At 73.7% G+C, this 16,743-nt stretch carries 14 protein-coding genes; 3 read left to right on the forward strand and 11 right to left on the reverse strand.

The features are described 5' to 3' along the window. Positions 1–12 precede the first annotated feature (12 nt). The 8 genes from murD to mraZ form a co-directional block, all read right to left on the reverse strand. The gene (gene murD / locus CXY01_RS05730) at positions 13–1,449 is read right to left on the reverse strand and encodes a UDP-N-acetylmuramoyl-L-alanine--D-glutamate ligase (protein WP_146926151.1); all 1,437 of its coding nucleotides are present in this window, start codon (positions 1,447–1,449) and stop codon (positions 13–15) included. Beyond that, positions 1,450–2,532, reverse strand: coding sequence for a phospho-N-acetylmuramoyl-pentapeptide-transferase (mraY, locus tag CXY01_RS05735; protein WP_146926152.1), 1,083 nt, complete (start codon positions 2,530–2,532; stop codon positions 1,450–1,452). Continuing rightward, on the reverse strand, positions 2,529–3,980 hold the full coding sequence (locus tag CXY01_RS05740; protein ID WP_146926153.1) for a UDP-N-acetylmuramoyl-tripeptide--D-alanyl-D-alanine ligase: 1,452 nt from the start codon (positions 3,978–3,980) through the stop codon (positions 2,529–2,531). Before CXY01_RS05740 ends, mraY begins: the two co-directional genes overlap by 4 nt. After that, positions 3,977–5,554: a UDP-N-acetylmuramoyl-L-alanyl-D-glutamate--2,6-diaminopimelate ligase gene (locus CXY01_RS05745; protein ID WP_146926154.1), complete on the reverse strand. Its 1,578-nt coding sequence runs from the start codon at positions 5,552–5,554 to the stop codon at positions 3,977–3,979. Before CXY01_RS05745 ends, CXY01_RS05740 begins: the two co-directional genes overlap by 4 nt. Positions 5,555–5,614: 60 nt before the next feature. After that, positions 5,615–7,522 (reverse strand): peptidoglycan D,D-transpeptidase FtsI family protein, encoded by a 1,908-nt coding sequence (locus CXY01_RS05750; protein WP_146926155.1) that lies wholly within the window; start codon positions 7,520–7,522, stop codon positions 5,615–5,617. Then, on the reverse strand, positions 7,519–7,944 hold the full coding sequence (gene ftsL / locus CXY01_RS05755) for a cell division protein FtsL (protein ID WP_146926156.1): 426 nt from the start codon (positions 7,942–7,944) through the stop codon (positions 7,519–7,521). Before ftsL ends, CXY01_RS05750 begins: the two co-directional genes overlap by 4 nt. Further along, entirely contained in the window at positions 7,941–8,978 is a 1,038-nt protein-coding gene (rsmH, locus tag CXY01_RS05760; protein WP_146926157.1) for a 16S rRNA (cytosine(1402)-N(4))-methyltransferase RsmH, read from the reverse strand. Before rsmH ends, ftsL begins: the two co-directional genes overlap by 4 nt. 154 nt (positions 8,979–9,132) lie before the next feature. Beyond that, a complete protein-coding gene (gene mraZ / locus CXY01_RS05765) occupies positions 9,133–9,609 on the reverse strand; it encodes a division/cell wall cluster transcriptional repressor MraZ (RefSeq protein ID WP_146926158.1) in 477 nt (158 codons plus the stop codon). 381 nt (positions 9,610–9,990) lie between these two features. Between mraZ and CXY01_RS05770 the strand changes: the two genes are divergently transcribed. The 3 genes from CXY01_RS05770 to CXY01_RS05780 are packed head-to-tail and all read left to right on the forward strand — an operon-like array spanning position 9,991 to position 14,533. Beyond that, positions 9,991–10,992: an AAA family ATPase gene (locus tag CXY01_RS05770; RefSeq protein WP_146926159.1), complete on the forward strand. Its 1,002-nt coding sequence runs from the start codon at positions 9,991–9,993 to the stop codon at positions 10,990–10,992. Next, positions 10,992–12,239 carry a DUF58 domain-containing protein gene (locus CXY01_RS05775; RefSeq protein ID WP_146926160.1) on the forward strand — a complete coding sequence of 416 codons (1,248 nt, stop codon included), beginning with the start codon at positions 10,992–10,994 and terminating at the stop codon, positions 12,237–12,239. The genes CXY01_RS05770 and CXY01_RS05775 overlap by 1 nt, the downstream gene beginning before the upstream one ends. 8 nt (positions 12,240–12,247) lie before the next feature. Next, on the forward strand, positions 12,248–14,533 hold the full coding sequence (locus tag CXY01_RS05780) for a transglutaminase TgpA family protein (protein WP_146926161.1): 2,286 nt from the start codon (positions 12,248–12,250) through the stop codon (positions 14,531–14,533). Here CXY01_RS05780 and CXY01_RS05785 read toward each other — a convergent pair. Genes CXY01_RS05785 through CXY01_RS05795 form a run of 3 tightly spaced genes read right to left on the reverse strand, consistent with a single transcriptional unit; the run spans position 14,478 to position 16,707 of the window. Further along, a complete protein-coding gene (locus tag CXY01_RS05785) occupies positions 14,478–14,873 on the reverse strand; it encodes an SCO2097 family morphological protein (RefSeq protein WP_146926162.1) in 396 nt (131 codons plus the stop codon). The two genes, CXY01_RS05780 and CXY01_RS05785, sit on opposite strands and share 56 nt — an antisense overlap. A gap of 39 nt (positions 14,874–14,912) precedes the next feature. Further along, complete coding sequence (gene dinB, locus CXY01_RS05790) at positions 14,913–16,193, reverse strand: DNA polymerase IV (RefSeq protein ID WP_146926163.1); 1,281 nt, start codon at positions 16,191–16,193, stop codon at positions 14,913–14,915. Between the two features lie 46 nt (positions 16,194–16,239). Further along, complete coding sequence (locus CXY01_RS05795; protein ID WP_186813309.1) at positions 16,240–16,707, reverse strand: SAV_6107 family HEPN domain-containing protein; 468 nt, start codon at positions 16,705–16,707, stop codon at positions 16,240–16,242. Positions 16,708–16,743 lie beyond the last annotated feature (36 nt).

Consider the following 16,743-nt stretch of genomic DNA (forward strand, 5'->3'; position numbering starts at 1 on the left):
CCTCCCGGCGGGTCACTCGTCCCCGCCGAGCGCACGCACGGCAGCGGCGAACGCCTCGCCGCGGGCGGCGTACGACGTGAACTGGTCCATCGACGCGCACGCGGGGGCGAGCAGCACGGTGACCGGCGCGGGCGCGCCCGGCTCGGCGGCGAGCCGCCTGGCCTGGTCCACGGCACGGGTCATCACCGAGCCAGTCTCACCGGCCTCGACCTCGACCACGGGGACCTCGGGTGCGTGTCGGGCGAGAGCGTCGCGCAACGGCGCCCGGTCGGCACCGATCAGCACCACGGCCCGCAGGCGGTCGCGCCGCGCGGCCACGAGCTCGTCGAAGTGCGCGCCCTTGGCCAGGCCGCCCGCCACCCACACGACGCTGCCGGACGGGAAGGCCCCGAGCGCCGCCGCCGCCGCGTGGGCGTTCGTGGCCTTCGAGTCGTCGACGTAGGCCACACCGTCCACCACGGCGACGGCGGCGAGCCGGTGCTCCCCCGGTCCGTAGGCGCGCAGGCCCTCGCGCACCGCGGCCGGCGTGACGCCGTGCGCGAGCGCGAGCGCCGCCGCGGCCAGCGCGTTCGCCACGACGTGCGGCGGCACGGTCCCGTCCGGCCCGGCCAGCTGCGCCAGGTCGTCGAGCGTGCCGAGCTCGGCCGCGTGCGTGTGCCGCAGCCGCGTGAACCCGCGGTCGACGAGCACGTCCTCGACCAGGCCGACCTGCCCGACCAGCGGCGTGCCCGTGGTGAACCCGACGGCGACGCAGCCGTCGACGACGTCCGCCTCCCGGACCAGGTCCTCGGTCGCGCGGTCGGCGAGGTTGTACACGCAGGCGACCTGGGCGCGCTCGAAGATGCGCCCCTTGTCGGCCGCGTAGGCGTCGAGGGAGCCGTGCCAGTCCAGGTGGTCGGCGGCCACGTTGAGCACCGCGGCCGCCTCCGCCGACATCGAGGACGTGTGGTGCAGCTGGAAGCTCGACAGCTCGACCGCCAGGACGTCGAGGGTCGGGTCGGTCGCGGCGAGCACCACCGGGGTGCCGACGTTCCCGACCGCTGCGGCGTTCTGTCCCGCCGCACGCAGGATCGACTCCAGCATGCCCACGGTGGTCGTCTTGCCGTTGGTCCCCGTGACCGCGAGCCACGGCGCCGGTCCGCCGCCGGCCGCACGGTCGACCCGGACGTGCCAGGCGAGCTCGACCTCGCTCCAGACCGGCACGTCGTGCTCGCGGGCCGCCACGAGCAGCGGGTGGTGCGGCGCCAGCCCCGGGGACGCGACGACCAGGTCCGCCCGGTCCAGCACCGAGCCCGCGAGCAGCTCCGCGGTCCCGATGACCTCGTCGGCGTGGTCGTCGACGGGGACCACGCGCGCCCCGCGGGACGCCAGCACCTCGGCCGCGGCGCGACCGGAGATCCCGAGCCCGGCGACGACCACCAGGGCGCCCTCCAGCACGAGCGACGCCACCTACCCGGCCACCCACTCGGCGTAGAAGATCCCGACGCCGAGGGCGACGAAGAGCCCGGCGATGATCCAGAACCTGATGACGATCGTCACCTCGCCCCACCCCGACAGCTCGAAGTGGTGGTGCAGCGGCGCCATCTTGAAGACCCGTCTCCCGGTCATCTTGAAGAAGCCGATCTGGATGACGTCGGAGAGCACGACGAGCACGAACAGGCCGCCGATGATCGCGGCGAGGATCTCGGTCCGGGACAGGATCGACAGGCCGGCGAGGGCTCCGCCCAGCGCGAGCGAGCCGGTGTCCCCCATGAAGATCTTGGCGGGGCTGGCGTTCCACCACAGGAACCCGAAGCACGCGCCGGTGATGGCGGCCGCGACGACCGCGAGGTCGAGCGGGTCCCGCGCCTCGTAGCACCGCGGTCCGGCGCTGGCCAGGAACTGGCAGCTCTGGTTGAACTGCCAGACGCCCACGATGACGTAGGCACCGAAGACGATGAGCGAGACGCCGGTGGCCAGCCCGTCGAGGCCGTCGGTGAGGTTCACCGCGTTGGACCAGGCGGTGATGAGGAAGTTGGCCCAGATGACGAACAGGATGGTGCCGACGGTCACGCCCCAGAACGCGAGGTCCAGGTTGGTGTCGCGGATGAACGAGATCCGCGTCGACGCCGGCGTGCGGAACTTGTCGTTGGGGAACTGCAGCGCCGCCACCGCGAACGTGATGCCCACGATGCCCTGGCCGATGATCTTCCAGCGCGCGTTGAGGCCCAGGCTGCGCTGCCGCGAGATCTTGATGAAGTCGTCGAGGAACCCGACGACGCCCAGGCCGGTCATGAGGAACAGGACGAGGACCGCGGACGCGCTGGGCGGCGTCCCGGTCGCGATCAGGCCACCGACCCAGCCCGCGAGCGTCGCGCCGATGATGACGACGCCACCCATGGTCGGCGTCCCGCGCTTGGTGAAGTGCGCGGTCGGACCGTCCTGGCGGATGAACTGGCCGTACTGCTTGTGGACCAGGAACCGGATGAACAGGGGCGTGCCCAGCAGCGCGATGAGCATCGCGAGGCCGCCGGAGATCAGGACCGCCCTCATCGGGCGCCCCCCTCGACCAGGGCGTCGCCGAGCCTCCAGAGCCCGGCGCCGTACGACGACTTCACCAGGACCACGTCACCGGGGCGCAGCTCGCTCTCGAGGAACGCCGTCGCCGCGGCCAGGTCGTCGGCGAGCACGACCTCGTCGCCCCAGGACCCCTCGTGGTTGGCGCCGTCGCGGATCGCCCGCGCACCCTCGCCGACCACGATCGTCAGCCCGATGTTCAGCCGGACGCAGAGCCGGCCGATGGCGTCGTGCGCCTCCCGCGCGCCGGGCCCCAGCTCGAGCATCTCCCCGAGCACCGCGATCGAGCGCCGGTCCCGCCCGGCCAGGACGGCCAGCGCCTTGAGCGCGGCGCGCATCGAGTCCGGGTTGGCGTTGTAGGAGTCGTCGACGACGGTGACGCCGTCGGGCCGGTCGACCACGTGCATGCGGTGCGGGCTCAGGGCGTCGGCGGCGCTGAGCCCCGCGGCGACCTCGTCCAGGTCGAGCCCGACGGCGAGCGCGGCGGCCGCGGCGCCGAGGGCGTTGTGCACGTGGTGCTCGCCGACGAGGCGCAGCGACACCTCGGCGGTGCGCTCGACCTCACCCCGGCGCACGAGGGTGAACGTCGCCCGACCCGTGCGGTCGAGGCGGACGTCGCGCACCCCGACCGTCGCGTCGGGCGCCGCACCGAACGTCACGACGTCCCCCGGGGCCAGCGCGGCCATCGCGGACACGCGCGGGTCGTCGGCGTTCAGGACGGCGACGCCGTCGGCCACCAGTCCCTGCACGATCTCCGCCTTCGCGACGGCCACGGCCTCGATGCCGCCGAAGCCGCCGAGGTGCGCGTGCCCGACGATCAGGACCACCGCGACGTCCGGCGGCGCGATGTCGGTCAGGTAGGTGAGGTGGCCCGGGCCGCTGGCGCCCATCTCGAGCACCAGGAAACGCGTCGACTCGTCGGCACGCAGCACGGTGAGCGGCAGGCCGATCTCGTTGTTGAACGAGCGCACCGGCGCGATCGTGGGCCCGACGCTGCCGCAGAGCTGGGCCAGCAGGTCCTTGGTCGTCGTCTTGCCCACCGACCCGGTGATCCCCACGACGCGCAGGTCACTGCCGCCCGGCTCGAGCGCCGCCTCACGCAGCCGCTCCAGCACGACGCGCGCGAGGTCGCCGAGAGCCTTCTCGACGTCGTCGACCACGACGCTGGGCAGCACGGCCCCGCCGGCCCCGACGACGTCGCGCGCGGCCAGGACGAGCGCGGCCCCGGCGGCGACCGCCACGGCGGCGTAGTCGTGCCCGTCGACGTGCTCACCGGGCAGGGCGACGAACAGGCCCCCGGAGACGTCGTCGCGCGAGTCGACCACGACCGGTCCGCTGACGACGAGGGCCGGCTCGGTGGCCGCAGCGCCGCGCAGCACACCACCGGTCGCGGCCGCGATCTCGGCCGCCGTGAGGGCGATCACGCGTGCTGCTCCCGCCGGCTGGTGCGCGCTGCGATCAGCACGTCGCGGTCGTTGTACCGGTGGAACACGCCGGCGATCTCCTGTGTGGGCTCGTGCCCCTTGCCCGTGATGATCACGGTGTCCTGCTCGGAGGCGAGGTCCAGGGCGTCGCGGATGGCCTGCGCACGGCTGGTGGCCTCGTGCACGTCGACCAGGTCCGGTCGCACCGACCGGACACCGTCGAGGATGGCGGATCGGATGACCGCCGGCTCCTCGGACCGGGGGTTCTCGTCCGTGACGACGATCACGTCCGCGAGCCGGGCCGCGATCTCGCCCATGATCGGGCGCTTGCCCTGGTCCCGGTCGCCGTCCGAGCCGAAGACGAGCACGAGCCGGCCGGGGGTGATCGGGCGGACGGCGTCGAGCGCGAGGACGAGCGCGTCAGGGGTGTGGGCGTAGTCGACGATGGCGAGCGGGAACCCGTCGCCGCGCTCGATGACCCGCTCCATGCGCCCGGGGATCTCGTGCGCGACCGCGACGGCCGAGATCGCCACGTCGAGGTCCACGCCGGCCGCGTGCGCGAGCACGATGGCCAGCGCCGCGTTCGACACGTTCACCATGCCGGGCAGCGGGCTCGCGGCGGTGTGCAGGGTCCCGTCCGGGCCACGCAGCGTGAACGTGGAGCCGACCCCGTCGAGGCCGATGTCGGCCGCGACCACAGCCCAGTCAGCGTCGACGCCCTCGGGAGCCCCGACGTGCGTCGCGACGGACTCGACGGGGATGGGTGACTCCGCCGCCAGCCGGCGGCCCCACTCGTCGTCCACCACGACCACGCCCCGACGCGCCTGACCGACGGCGAACAGCCGGGACTTGTCCCGGAAGTAGCCCTCCATGTCGCCGTGGAAGTCGAGGTGGTCCCGCTGCAGGTTGGTGAAGCCGACGACGTCGAACGTCAGCCCACCGACCCGGCCCAGCGCGAGCGCGTGCGAGGAGACCTCCATGGCGAGCGCCGTCGCGCCGCGCTCGACGGCCAGCGCGAGGATCGCCTGCAGCGCGGGCGCCTCGACCGTGGTCCGGGGGCTCTCGACCGCGTCCTCGCCGATGCGGAGCTCGACCGTGCCGAGCACGGCGGTCGTCGGGTGCGCGGCACGCAGCGCCGCGTCGAGAAAGTACGCGGTGGTGGTCTTGCCGTTGGTGCCGGTGACGCCCACCGCGACCAGCCGCTCGCCGGGTGCCTCGTGCGCCCAGGCGGCGACCGGTCCGGCGATCGCGCGCGGGTCGTCGGCGACCAGCACCGGGACGCGTCGGGCGACGCCGGACTCCTCGAGCAGCGCGGCGCCCGCCTCGTCCGTGAGGACCGCCACCGCCCCGGCGTCGACCGCCTGCGGGGCGTACGCGGCGCCGTGCACCGTGAACCCGGTGACCGCGATGAACACGTCGCCGGGGACCACGTCGCCGCTGGCCAGGCTCACGCCGGTCAGCACGGCGTCGGCGGGGAGCGCTGCACCGCGCGCGACCAGGCCGAACGTGGAGACGAGGTCGGCGACCAGGTGGGCCGCGGGATGCAGCGGACGCATCCGAGCGGGGGTCGTCATGGGGAGAATCTACCCTGCACGGGGCGCCCCGCCGCTCGTTCGCGGCGGCTCACGGCTCCGTCACCACGTCGTCGGGAAGAGCGTCCCCGTGGTGCCCGACGGCGCGACGCCGAGCTCGCTGAGCGTGTACCCGGCGACGTCGCTGAACACCGGCGCGGCGACCGTCCCGCCGTAGACTGACGTCTTCGGGTTGTGCAGGATCACGGCCACCGCGATGCGGGGGTCGTCGGCCGGTGCCACCCCGATGAACGACGACGTGATGCCCTGCACCCCGCCGACCCAGTTCTGCGCCGTGCCGGTCTTGCCGGCCACCTGGTAGCCGGGGATCGCGGCGTTCGAGCCGGTGCCGTCGTCGACGACGCTCTGCATCATGGTGAGCACCGTCTTGGCGGTCTCCGGCGACACCACCGGGGTGGCCGCCGCGGCGGGAGCCGGCGTGTAGGTGCCGTCCGGGGACGTCCAGCCCTTGACGATGTGCGGCTGCACGCGCACCCCGCCGTTGGCGATCGTGGCGAACACCTGGGTGGCCTGCAGGGCGGTCACGGACACCGCCTGGCCGAACAGGACCGCGAACTTGTCCCGTCGCTGCCAGCTGTCGACCGGGTGCAGGATGCCCTTGGACTCCCCCGACATCTCGATCCCGGTCAGCGCGCCGAAGCCGAACTTGGCCAGGTAGTCGTACCGCGTCTGCACCGGCAGGTGCTGCCCGATCATCACGGTCCCGGTGTTCGAGGACTCCGCGAGCACCCCGGTCGTCGTGAGCCGCTGCACGTCGTGCTCGTGGGAGTCCTTGAACGTCTCCTTCCCGTCGGGCGAGTACGTGTACGGCACCTCCCACTGCGAGAGCGGGTCGGCGATCTTGTTGTCGAGGATGGCCGCCATCGTGATGACCTTGCCCGTCGACCCCGGCTCGAAGACGTCCGAGACGGCGCTGGACAGCGAGCCCGCCGCCTCGCCCGGGTGGTTCGGGTCCACGGACCCCGAGTCGGCCAGCGCGTAGATCTCGCCCGTCCTGGTGTCCATCACGATGAGCGAGCCGGACGACGACCCGGTGGCGGCGACCTGCGCGTCGAGCGCGGACTGGGCCTTCCACTGCACGTCGGACAGCAGCGTGAGCTGCACGGAGTCGCCCTCCGTCGCCGGGGTGTCCTCGGAGTACCCGCCCGGGATGGCCTGCCCCTTGCGCCCACGCTCGTACGTCTCGCTGCCGGCGGTCCCCGTGAGGCGGTCGTCGAGCGACGCCTCGAGGCCGGCGAGGCCGACCCCGTTGGAGTTGACGAAGCCGATGACGTTCCCGGCGAGGTTGGCGTTGGGGTACACCCGCTCCGTGACCCGGTCGACGTTGACGCCGCTGAGGCCGAGCTTGCGGACCTCGCGCGCCACCTCGGGCAGCACGCCCTTGCGGATGTAGACGAACTGCCGGTCGCCGACGAGGGCACCGCCGAGCTCGGCGGCGTTCATGTCGAGCAGGGGCGCCAGGATCGCCGCGACACCGGCGGCCCCCGGCGGGACCGGCGGGTTGTCGGAGCCCTTGAAGCTCGCGACGAGCCGCTGGTTGACGGAGATCTCGTACCGCTCGACCGACGTCGCCAGCGGTGAGCCCTTCGCGTCGGTGATCTCGCCGCGCCCGCCCAGCAGCTCGACGGAGGTGAGGCGGGCGTTCCGGGCCTCCTCGGCGATGGCGGCCCCGCGCAGACCCTGGACATACACCAGACGCCCGCCGAACACGGCGAGCGTCACGATGATCAGGGCGGTGAGGAACGCCATCCGCCCGCGCGACCCCGGCTGGACGGTCCGCGTCGGCGGCCGGCCACCGCCGGTGCGCGACGGCACGACGACCGTCCGCGGGCCCGTCGTGGGCCGCGGACGCGGGACCGTCGTGCCGGTGGTGCCCCCGACGCGGTTGCCCGCCGCCGGACGACGGGTCTGATCGGTGCGCACGCGCGGGCGCGCGACCGGTGTCGTCATCCCCCGGCTCCCGCCGGCTCCGGGACACCCTGCACGCTGCCGTCGGAGAGCCGCAGCCAGCCGGTCCCGTTCGTGGGCACCATGCCGAGCGCGGCGGCGGCCGCCGCGAGCTGGGTGGGCGACGCCTTGGCGTCGAGCTGCGCGGTGAGGTCCTGCTGGTCCTGGTTGAGCTGCCCGAGCTCGTTGGACAGGTCGTACTTGGCGTACGCGCTGGCCGCCATCGAGGTGTTCAGGAGCAGCGCGGACAGGAGCGCGCCGGCGAGGACGGACATGCAGGCAAGGATGAACGGCACCCGCGTCCTGGCGTGCTCCGGCGCGCGGACGACGCGAAGCCGCGGTGCGGGCGCCGGGGTCGCCGTCGTCGGGCGAGGACGGGACGGTGCCGGGTAGGCAGTTGCTCGGGCAGCGGTCTGGGCGCTCATGCTGCCCTCCTTCCGGTCTGGCGTGGCTTGAGGTGGTCGGGAGTGGGACGGACGCGCTCGGCGGCACGGAGCCGGACCGACTGCGAACGGGGGTTGTGCGCGAGCTCGGCCTCGTCGGCCTCCTCGGCGCCGCGGGTCACCAGGCGCAGGAACGGGGCGTGCGTGGCGGGCTCGACGGGCAGGTCCGGCGGGGCGCTGGACGTGGCCCCGACGGCGAGCGCGCGCTTGACCGCGCGGTCCTCCAGCGAGTGGTACGCCTCGACGACGATCCGGCCGCCGACGGCGAGCGCCTCGATCGACTGCGGCAGCGCGCGCTCCAGCACCTCGATCTCGCCGTTCACCTCGATCCGCAGCGCCTGGAACGTGCGCTTGGCCGGGTTGCCGCCGGTCTTGCGCGTCGCCGCAGGGATGTTCGCGCGCACGATGCTGACCAGCTCGCCCGTGCGGGCCAGAGGACGCGTCGCCCTCTGGGCGACGATCGCCCGGGCGATGCGCGGCGCGAACCGCTCCTCGCCGTAGACCCGCAGGATCCGCGCGAGCTCGCGCTCGTCGTACGTGTTGAGCACGTCGGCCGCGGTCTGGCCGGTCGTCGCGTCCATGCGCATGTCGAGCGGCGCGTCGGCCGAGTAGGAGAACCCTCGCTCGCGCTCGTCGAGCTGCAGCGACGAGACGCCGAGGTCCATGAGGACGCCCTGCACACCGGGGATGCCGAGCCGGTCGAGCACGTCGTTGATCTCGTCGTAGACCGCGTGCACGCCGGTGAAGCGCTCCCCGAACGGGGCCAGGCGCCGGCCCGCGAGCTCGAGCGCCTGCGTGTCACGGTCCAGGCCGATGACGCGCACGTGCGGGAAGGCCTGCAGGACGCCCTCGGTGTGGCCGCCCATGCCGAGCGTCGAGTCCACCAGGACCGGGTTCTCGACGTCGAACGCCGGGGCGAGCAGGTCGAGGCAGCGCTGCAGCAGCACGGGGGTGTGCCGGGAGGCGGCGTCGTTCCCGATGTGCTCAGGCGTGCGCTCGTTCAGCTCCTCGGTCATCGCTGCTCCCCTCCCCAGGCGGCACGGATGAGTGTGGTCAGGCGGCCCCTCCGCCGTCCGACCAGATCCCCCACCGACCCTCTGACACCGGGGAAGTGCGTCAGAGATTCGGGAGGAGGTCTGGCCGGGCGGTGCTGCGATCGGGACCTGATCTCTAGAACGGACCGTTCGGGAAGACCTCCTCCGCGGTGTCGGCGTACCCGGCCTCCTGCTCGGCCAGGTACGTCTCCCACGCGGTGAGGTCCCAGATCTCGACCCGGGTACCGGTGCCGATCACGGCGACGTCGCGCTCCAGCCCCGCGTACTTGCGGAGCATCGGCGGGATGGAGATGCGTCCCTGCTTGTCGGGCAGCTCGTCGCTGGCACCGGACAGGAAGACACGGAGGTAGTCGCGGGCCTGCCGGCTGGTCACCGGCGCCTGCCGGAGCTGGTCGTGCATGCGCTGGAACTCCTGCATCGGGAGCAGGAAGAGGCAGCGCTCCTGCCCACGCGTCATGACGAGACCCGGGGCGAGCTGACCGCGGAACTTGGCCGGGAGGATGAGCCGGCCCTTCTCGTCGAGACGGGGTGTGTACGTGCCCAGGAAGGGCGCGAAGGAGCCGAAGACGCCGGCAGACGACTCATGCGACACCTCGCCTCCCTCCGGTCCCTCGGTGCGGCTCCAGCCGCGACTGCTGGTGCGACTTTCCCCGCCTCACCACGTGCCTCCACGCTACTCCACTTCACTCCACCAGCAACCTCAGATAAGCACTATTCACCCGATCGTAGGGCTATAACTGCAGGTCACAGCGGTGGTGCAGAGTGGAGGGAAAGTCGCTCCGCCGGCAGCGCCGGGGCGTGTCGGCAGGCAGACGGGAGCCCCGATCCAGGAGAGACCGGACGATTCGCCCAGGCCCACCGGCCAGCCGCTGCTGCGCCGCGCGGGTGGTGGAGGGAAGTGGGGGCGCCGTGGGCGATGAACTCCTGGCGCCCGACCTTTACGATCGGACCCAGATCCGCCAAAGGAGGCGTCATGCTGCAGGCCGTCCCGTCGTCGAGTGAGCTCGAGGACGTCGTCGACACCACCCACCGGATGCGCACGGCCGTGGAGGGCGTCGTCACCGGTCGTCCCGAGCTCGTCCGGGTCACCGTCGCCGTCCTGCTCGCCGAGGGGCACCTGCTCCTCGAGGACGTGCCCGGGGTCGGCAAGACCACGCTCGCCAAGGCGCTGGCCAAGACGATCGACTGCACGGTGGGCCGGATCCAGTTCACGCCCGACCTGCTGCCCTCCGACCTCACCGGCGTCAACATCTTCCGGTCGCAGACCCACGAGTTCGAGTTCCGGCCCGGGCCCGTGTTCGCGCACGTCGTCATCGGCGACGAGATCAACCGCGCCTCGCCCAAGACGCAGTCCGCGCTGCTGGAGTGCATGCAGGAGGCGCAGGCGACGGTCGACGGCCGCACCTACCCGCTGCCGCGACCGTTCCTGGTCGTCGCCACCCAGAACCCTGTCGAGATGGAGGGCACCTACCCCCTCCCCGAGGCGCAGCGCGACCGGTTCATGGCGCGCCTGACGGTCGGCTACCCGAGCGTGGAGTCCGAGCTCGACATGCTCGACCTGCAGGAGACGTCCGACCCGCTCGACACCCTGCGGCCGGTGACCGACGCCGCGCAGGTCAAGGAGCTCATCGAGACGACGCGCCGGCTGTTCGCGGCACCGGGCATCAAGCGGTACGTGGTCGACCTCGTGACCGCGACCCGTGAGGACTCGGGTCTGCGCCTCGGCGCCTCCCCCCGCGCGGCGATCCAGCTGTTGCGGGCCGCGAAGGCACTGGCCGCGATGGACGGTCGCGACCACGTGCTGCCCGACGACGTCCAGCAGCTCGGGGTGCCGGTCCTGGCGCACCGCCTCCTGCCGAGCACCGAGTCGCGGCTGTCCGGGCGCAGCACGTCCGACATCGTCACTGACATCCTCGACCGGGTCCCGCTCCCCTCCGCGGCGGCCACCACGCGCTCCCGCCGCGCGATCGGCTGATGCGCCTCCGGCCCACCCCCCGCGGGATCGCCCTCGGGATCGCGGGGATCGTGGCTCTGCAGCTGGGCGTCGCGCTCGGCGCCGTCGACCTGGTCCGCATCGGCACCCTCGCGCTGCTGCTCGTCGTCGGTGCCGCCGTGGCGGTCGGTGTGCTCGACCCGGGCCGCGGCAGGCACCGCCTCAGCGTGCAGCGGCACGCGATCCCCAACCCGGTGCACGCCGGCGAGGAGGCCCTGATCGAGGTCGTGATCACCGCGACCGACCCCGCAGCCCGCGTCCGACTGGCGGGACTGAAGTTCGCCGAGCAGGCGGCCACCGAGCTCTCCGGCGGGAGGCCGCTGCGCGCCCGCGTGACCCGGGCACCGCGCCGCGTCACGGTGACCTACTCCGTGCAGGCCGCCCGGCGCGGTCGCTGGCCCCTCGGTCCGCTCGTCGTGACCCGCGGCGACCCGTTCGGCGTCGTGCGGACGTCCGCCACGCTGGGCGAGCAGGCCGAGGTCTCCGTGTGGCCCGCCGTCGTCCCGCTGCCGACGCCGAGCGACGTGCTGGTGGGCGAGCCCGACCGCGTCGCCCTCGGCGCCCGCAGCCCGTCCACCGACGACGCGTCCCTGCGCGACTACCGCGAGGGCGACGACCTGCGGCGCGTGCACTGGAGCAGCAGCGCCCGCAAGGGCGCCCTCATGGTCCGCTCCGACGAGCGCGCCGGGATGCGGCCCGTCTCGGTGCTGCTCGACCTTCCCGTGCGCGCGACCAGCCTCGAGTGGTCCATCTCGCTGGCCGCCTCCATGTCGCTGGCCATGCTCGACGGCGGCCACCCCGTCCGGCTGGTCAGCGGCGGTCGGGACAACGTCGCCGCGTCGCCGCTCGGCTTCGTCCACGACCGTTCCGGCCCCGGCGCCCGCAGCGCCCTCCTCGACCGCACCATCGACCTGGAGGCGCCGCGCTCGGCGGTCCAGGGCGAGGCCGCCCTCGTGTCGGCGGCGCACCTCCTGCACACCACGGAGGCGGGGGGCGAGATCGTGCTCGCGGTGCTGGGGCCCCTCGGCGCCTCCGCGCGCGCGGCCCTCGCCCACGTCGCCGACACCGCGCTCGCCTGGGCGGTCGTCCGCGCCGACACGCCCGCGCAGGAGGCGGAGGCGGAGCACACCGTCAAGGCCCTGCGCCGCGCCGGCTGGCGCGCGTGCCGGGTGACGCCCGGCGAACCGGTCGTCGACTGCTGGCTGCGCCTCCTGGGGTCGGCCCAGTGACCGGCCGCGTGCAACGCATCCCCCGCGGCCCCCGGTCCGCGCTCGGCTCCGCCCTGTGCGCGGCCGCGACCTGCGCGAGCCTCTTCGCGCTCACCGGCCTGATCGTGCGCGGCAGCTGGCTCGTCGCGACGTGGTTGCTCGTCCTCGTCGTCGCCGCGGTCGTGATCGGTGTCCGCGCCGTGACGCGGTCCTGGTGGGCTCCCACGCTCGCCGGCACGCTCGTCGCCGCCGGCATCGTCCTGGTCCGGTACGGGGCACCTCCGGGGCGTCTCCAGGTGCTGCCCGACGCCGACTCGTTCGACCGGACGCTGGCGACCGCACGCGAGGGCGTCGCCGTCATCAACGCGTCGCTGGTGCCGATGCTCGGGGTGCGGCCCACGGAGCTCCTCGTCGCCGTCGGTGCGGTCGCCGTCTTCCTGGTGGCCGACCTCCTCGCGATCGGCCTCGGCGCGCCCGCACTGTCGGGGCTCGCGTTCGCCGCCCTGTGGACGCCCGCGATCATCCTGGGGTTCCCGGCCAGCGGCTGGTCGATCGCGTGGACCAGCCTGTTCTACCTGCTCCTGCTCGCCCTCAGCGCCGCGCCCCCCACCGCGCACAGCGACCGGGGCCGTCGGACGGGCGTGGCGGTGCTGTGCTCGGTCTCCCTCATCGTGGCCACCCTCGTGGCCGGTCCAGCGGTCGCCGCGTTCCCCGGCTGGGCGACCATGCGGATGCCCACCTTCGGCACCGGCCCCGTCGGGCCCATGTCCCTCAGCGACGACCTCGACCTGCGCGAGAGCCTGGGCACCCGGTCGGGGCAGATCGTGCTGCGGTACTCCGTCACCCCCGTGGAGGGCGCACCGCAGGAGGACACGGCGACCGACCCGTCGGCCTCGCCCAGCGCGTCCAGCGCACCCGCCGTGTCCGCCAACGACGTCGGACCGCTGCGTGCCTTCACGCTGACCACGTTCGACGGCGCCACGTGGGACCGGTCCGACTCGCTCGACCTGACCACGTGGGACCCGGCGACCCTCCTGTCGTCCGACCCGGAGATCCGCGGGACCTCACCGGACGCCGACCGCGGGTCGCTCGCGGACGTCCAGGTCGAGGTCGCCAACCTGCGCGAGCGGCGCCTGCCGGTGAGCACCTTCCCGCGCACCGTGGCCGTGACCGGCGGCTGGGAGTACGACCCGGCCCGCGACGAGGTCGTCGGCCGGCGCGGCACGTTCGACGGCATGACGTACGCGATGCAGGTCGAGGTCCCCTCGCTCACCAAGGACGACCTCGCCGACGCCGAGGTGGGCGACCCGGACGACGGCGGTGCGTCGCTCGAGGTGCCGCAGACCTCCCGCACGGACGACGTCGCCGCGCTGGCGCGCGAGATCACCGCCGACGCCACGACCCCCTACGAGCAGGCCATGGCGCTGCAGACGTTCTTCCGCGCCACGACGAACTTCACGTACGACACGCGCGTGGCCCCCTCCCGGTCCGACGACGCCGTCTGGGACTTCATGCAGTCGACCCGCGGGTACTGCGTGCAGTTCGCCACCTCGATGGCGATCATGGCGCGCACCCTCGACATCCCCGCCCGGGTGGGCGTCGGGTTCCTGCCGGGCGAGTCGGACCGCAACGGCAGCTACGTCGTCTCGGGCCAGCGGTCGCACGCCTGGCCGGAGCTGTTCTTCGAGGACTACGGGTGGGTCCGGTTCGAGCCGACGCCCGCCGTGCAGACGAGCGCGCCGCCCACCTGGGCCGACCCGTTCACCGGCGTCTCCGCGCCGGACAGCCGACCGGACGAGATGATCCCGGCGCCCGCACCCGGCGTCACATCGTCGGCCGCGCCGGGTGGGCAGTCGACGTCCACCGGCACGCAGGACGAGGAGCAGGCCTGGCTGCCGGTCGCGATCACCGTCGCGATCGTGCTGGCGGTCGCGTCCCTCGGTCTGGCGCTGGTCCGTCGCCGCTCCCTGCTGCGCGGCGACCTCACCCCGGAGCGTGCGTGGCTGCGTGCCCGCCGCCGGCTGGGTGCGCGCGGGGTCACCTGGACGGACGCCGACTCACCGCGCACGGTCGTCGCGTCCGTGCACGAGCAGCTGCGCCAGGCGGCGGGGGCACCGCTGACGGGCGCGTCGGCCGAGGCTCTGGAGTCGTTGGCCCGGACGGTCGAGCGCGAGCGCTACGCGCGGGTCCAGCCCGAGGTGGACCCGGCCGTCCTGGCTGGGTGGGTCGACGAGGTGATGAGCGGGGTGGAGACCCTGCTCAGCGACCGCTCTCGCCGCGGCGCCGTTCCCAGCGCTCCTCGAGACGGGACATGAAGCCCGGCTTCTGACGTGCCGTCGGCTTGACCTTGCCGTCGCTCTGCACGACGCCGTGCGGACCCGACCGGGGGCCGGACGCGCGGTGCGGTGCGGCGAACGCGAACGCCACGGCGGCGAACATCACCACGAAGCCGATGACCCCGAGCCACGGCAGGCTGTTCGCAGCGCCGAGCACGAGCAGCAGCAGACCGACGGACGCACCGACTCCCGCGATGACGTATCGGCCGAACGGGCGGTGCCCGCGCTGGGTCAGCGTGTTCGCGAGCCGAGGATCGTCAGAGGTCAACTGCCGTTCCATCTGCTCGAGCACGCGCTGCTCGTACTCGGAGAGAGGCATCCTGACCCCCGTTGTCAGCTAGTGGACCTGTCTTCCGGCTCAGGATAGATCCGCCGGAACGAAGGTGGTAGTCGAGCGGGAGGATACTCCACCTGCCTGGGAGGCTCCGGCGCGGACCGGTCGGCTCGAGGGCACCCCGCGCACCCGGTCCACGGGCTGTCCTGCCGTCCTGCGCTCCCCCGCCGGCTCCTCCGCCGCCTCGTCCCACCGGGGCCGCCGGACGGTCGTCGGGACCCGGGAGAGCTCGCCCGCACGCACCCCCACGAGGCGGACGTGCAGCCCGCGCAGGTCGACGCCCGCCATCAGCTCACGGGCGACGAGGAACAGCTCCCTGCCGCCGTCCGTCGGGGTCACCAAGGTCCGGGAGCGCGCCAGCGTCCGGGCGTCGCTGGTGCCGATCTGCACGATGATCGTGCGCGTGACCAGGCCCTTCGCACGCATCCGGGCGGCACACCGGTCCGTGAGCTCCCGCACCTTCTCCTCCACGACGGTGAGGTCGGACACGTCGGTCGGGAAGGTCTCGTCGACGCCGATCGACCGCTCCCGGCAGCCCGGGGTGACCGGGCGCGGGTCCCTCCCCCACGCCAGGTCGACGAGGTGCGCACCCGCCACCGTGCCGACTGCGCGCTGGACGATCGACACCTCGGTGTCCGCCAGCTCCGCGAGCGTCGTGATCCCCCGGCGCGCCAACGCTGCCTCCGTCTTTTCACCCACGCACCAGAGTGCCCCGACGGGCAGCACGCGCAGGAACGCACGCGTCGCCGGTCGAGGGACCACCAGGACGCCGTCCGGCCGAGCGTGCGCCGACGCGAGCCGGGCGACCAGCTTGGTGGAGCCGATCCCGACGGAGCAGGTGATGCCGAGCTGCTGCCGGACCCGGGTCCGGATCAGCTCCGCGATCGCCGTGGGTGGTCCCCACCGGCGGCGGGCTCCCGTCACGTCCAGGAACGCCTCGCCGACACCCACGTGCTCGACCAGCACCGTGATGTCACCGAGCAGCCGCAGGAAGCCCGCGGAGACCTCGGCGTACGCGTGGTGGTCCGGGGTGACGACGACCGCCTGCGGGCACAGCTGCAGGGCCGTCGCCATCGGCATCTCCGGCCGGACGCCGAACGCCCGCGCCTCGTCCGTCGCCGCGACGACGACGCCTCGGGAGGCCTCGCCCACGATCACCGGCCGGCCACGCAGCTGCGGCCGACGAGCGAGCTCGACCGAGGCGACGAACGCATCGAGCTCGACGTGCAGGATGGCGCGACCCGGAGTGCCGCCTGTCCCCTCGCCCTGCTGCCCCGAGGCCTCTGCCCGGGGTCCGCGGCTCATGGCGCGGCGGGAACGTCGGACCCGGCACGGAGACCGCTCCTGGCGCTCACGACGCCCGGGAGACGCGCATGCTCAGCGTGCGGCCTGCGACGGCACCCGCCCCACCGAGCACGAGGTCGCGGACCGCGTCGACGAAGTCCTCGGCCGCGCAGACGGCCTCCTCGGCCCGGGCCGGCCCGACCAGCTCGAAGCGTCCGGCATCGACCGCCGCACGAAGGGCCGCCGCCTCGGCGAAGTACGTCGACCAGGAGCCGAGCTCCGGCGCGACCGCTCCGAGCATGCTCCAGACCGTGCGTGGCGCACGCCGTCCCGACGGCGTCCCGCGGGCGGCGACGACCGCCGCCCCGGCGCGCAGCGCCGCGAGGTGCGCGTGCGAGAGCTGCTCCCACGGTTCGGGCGAGAACTGCGCGGCGACGAGCTCGGCGTCCGCACGGGCGAGGAGCTCGATGACGCGCGCGGGAAGCGGCGCGACGATCGACTCTGCCGAGTCCCGCCGCTCGAGCTGCTGCTGCATCTCGACCTCTCCTCTCGCCGTTGCCGTCGTGTGTCT

The organism is Cellulomonas xylanilytica (assembly GCF_007989805.1).
Taxonomy (GTDB): Bacteria; Actinomycetota; Actinomycetes; order Actinomycetales; family Cellulomonadaceae; genus Cellulomonas; species Cellulomonas xylanilytica.

Coding starts and splice junctions, on each gene's coding strand:
- dinB (WP_146926163.1), bottom strand. CDS start 16,193: ATGAGCCGCGGACCCCGGGCAGAGGCCTCGGGGCAGCAGGGCGAGGGG.
- mraY (WP_146926152.1), bottom strand. CDS start 2,532: ATGAGGGCGGTCCTGATCTCCGGCGGCCTCGCGATGCTCATCGCGCTG.
- CXY01_RS05795 (WP_186813309.1), bottom strand. CDS start 16,707: ATGCAGCAGCAGCTCGAGCGGCGGGACTCGGCAGAGTCGATCGTCGCG.
- CXY01_RS05750 (WP_146926155.1), bottom strand. CDS start 7,522: ATGACGACACCGGTCGCGCGCCCGCGCGTGCGCACCGATCAGACCCGT.
- CXY01_RS05785 (WP_146926162.1), bottom strand. CDS start 14,873: ATGCCTCTCTCCGAGTACGAGCAGCGCGTGCTCGAGCAGATGGAACGG.
- CXY01_RS05745 (WP_146926154.1), bottom strand. CDS start 5,554: ATGACGACCCCCGCTCGGATGCGTCCGCTGCATCCCGCGGCCCACCTG.
- rsmH (WP_146926157.1), bottom strand. CDS start 8,978: ATGACCGAGGAGCTGAACGAGCGCACGCCTGAGCACATCGGGAACGAC.
- ftsL (WP_146926156.1), bottom strand. CDS start 7,944: ATGAGCGCCCAGACCGCTGCCCGAGCAACTGCCTACCCGGCACCGTCC.
- CXY01_RS05775 (WP_146926160.1), top strand. CDS start 10,992: ATGCGCCTCCGGCCCACCCCCCGCGGGATCGCCCTCGGGATCGCGGGG.
- CXY01_RS05770 (WP_146926159.1), top strand. CDS start 9,991: ATGCTGCAGGCCGTCCCGTCGTCGAGTGAGCTCGAGGACGTCGTCGAC.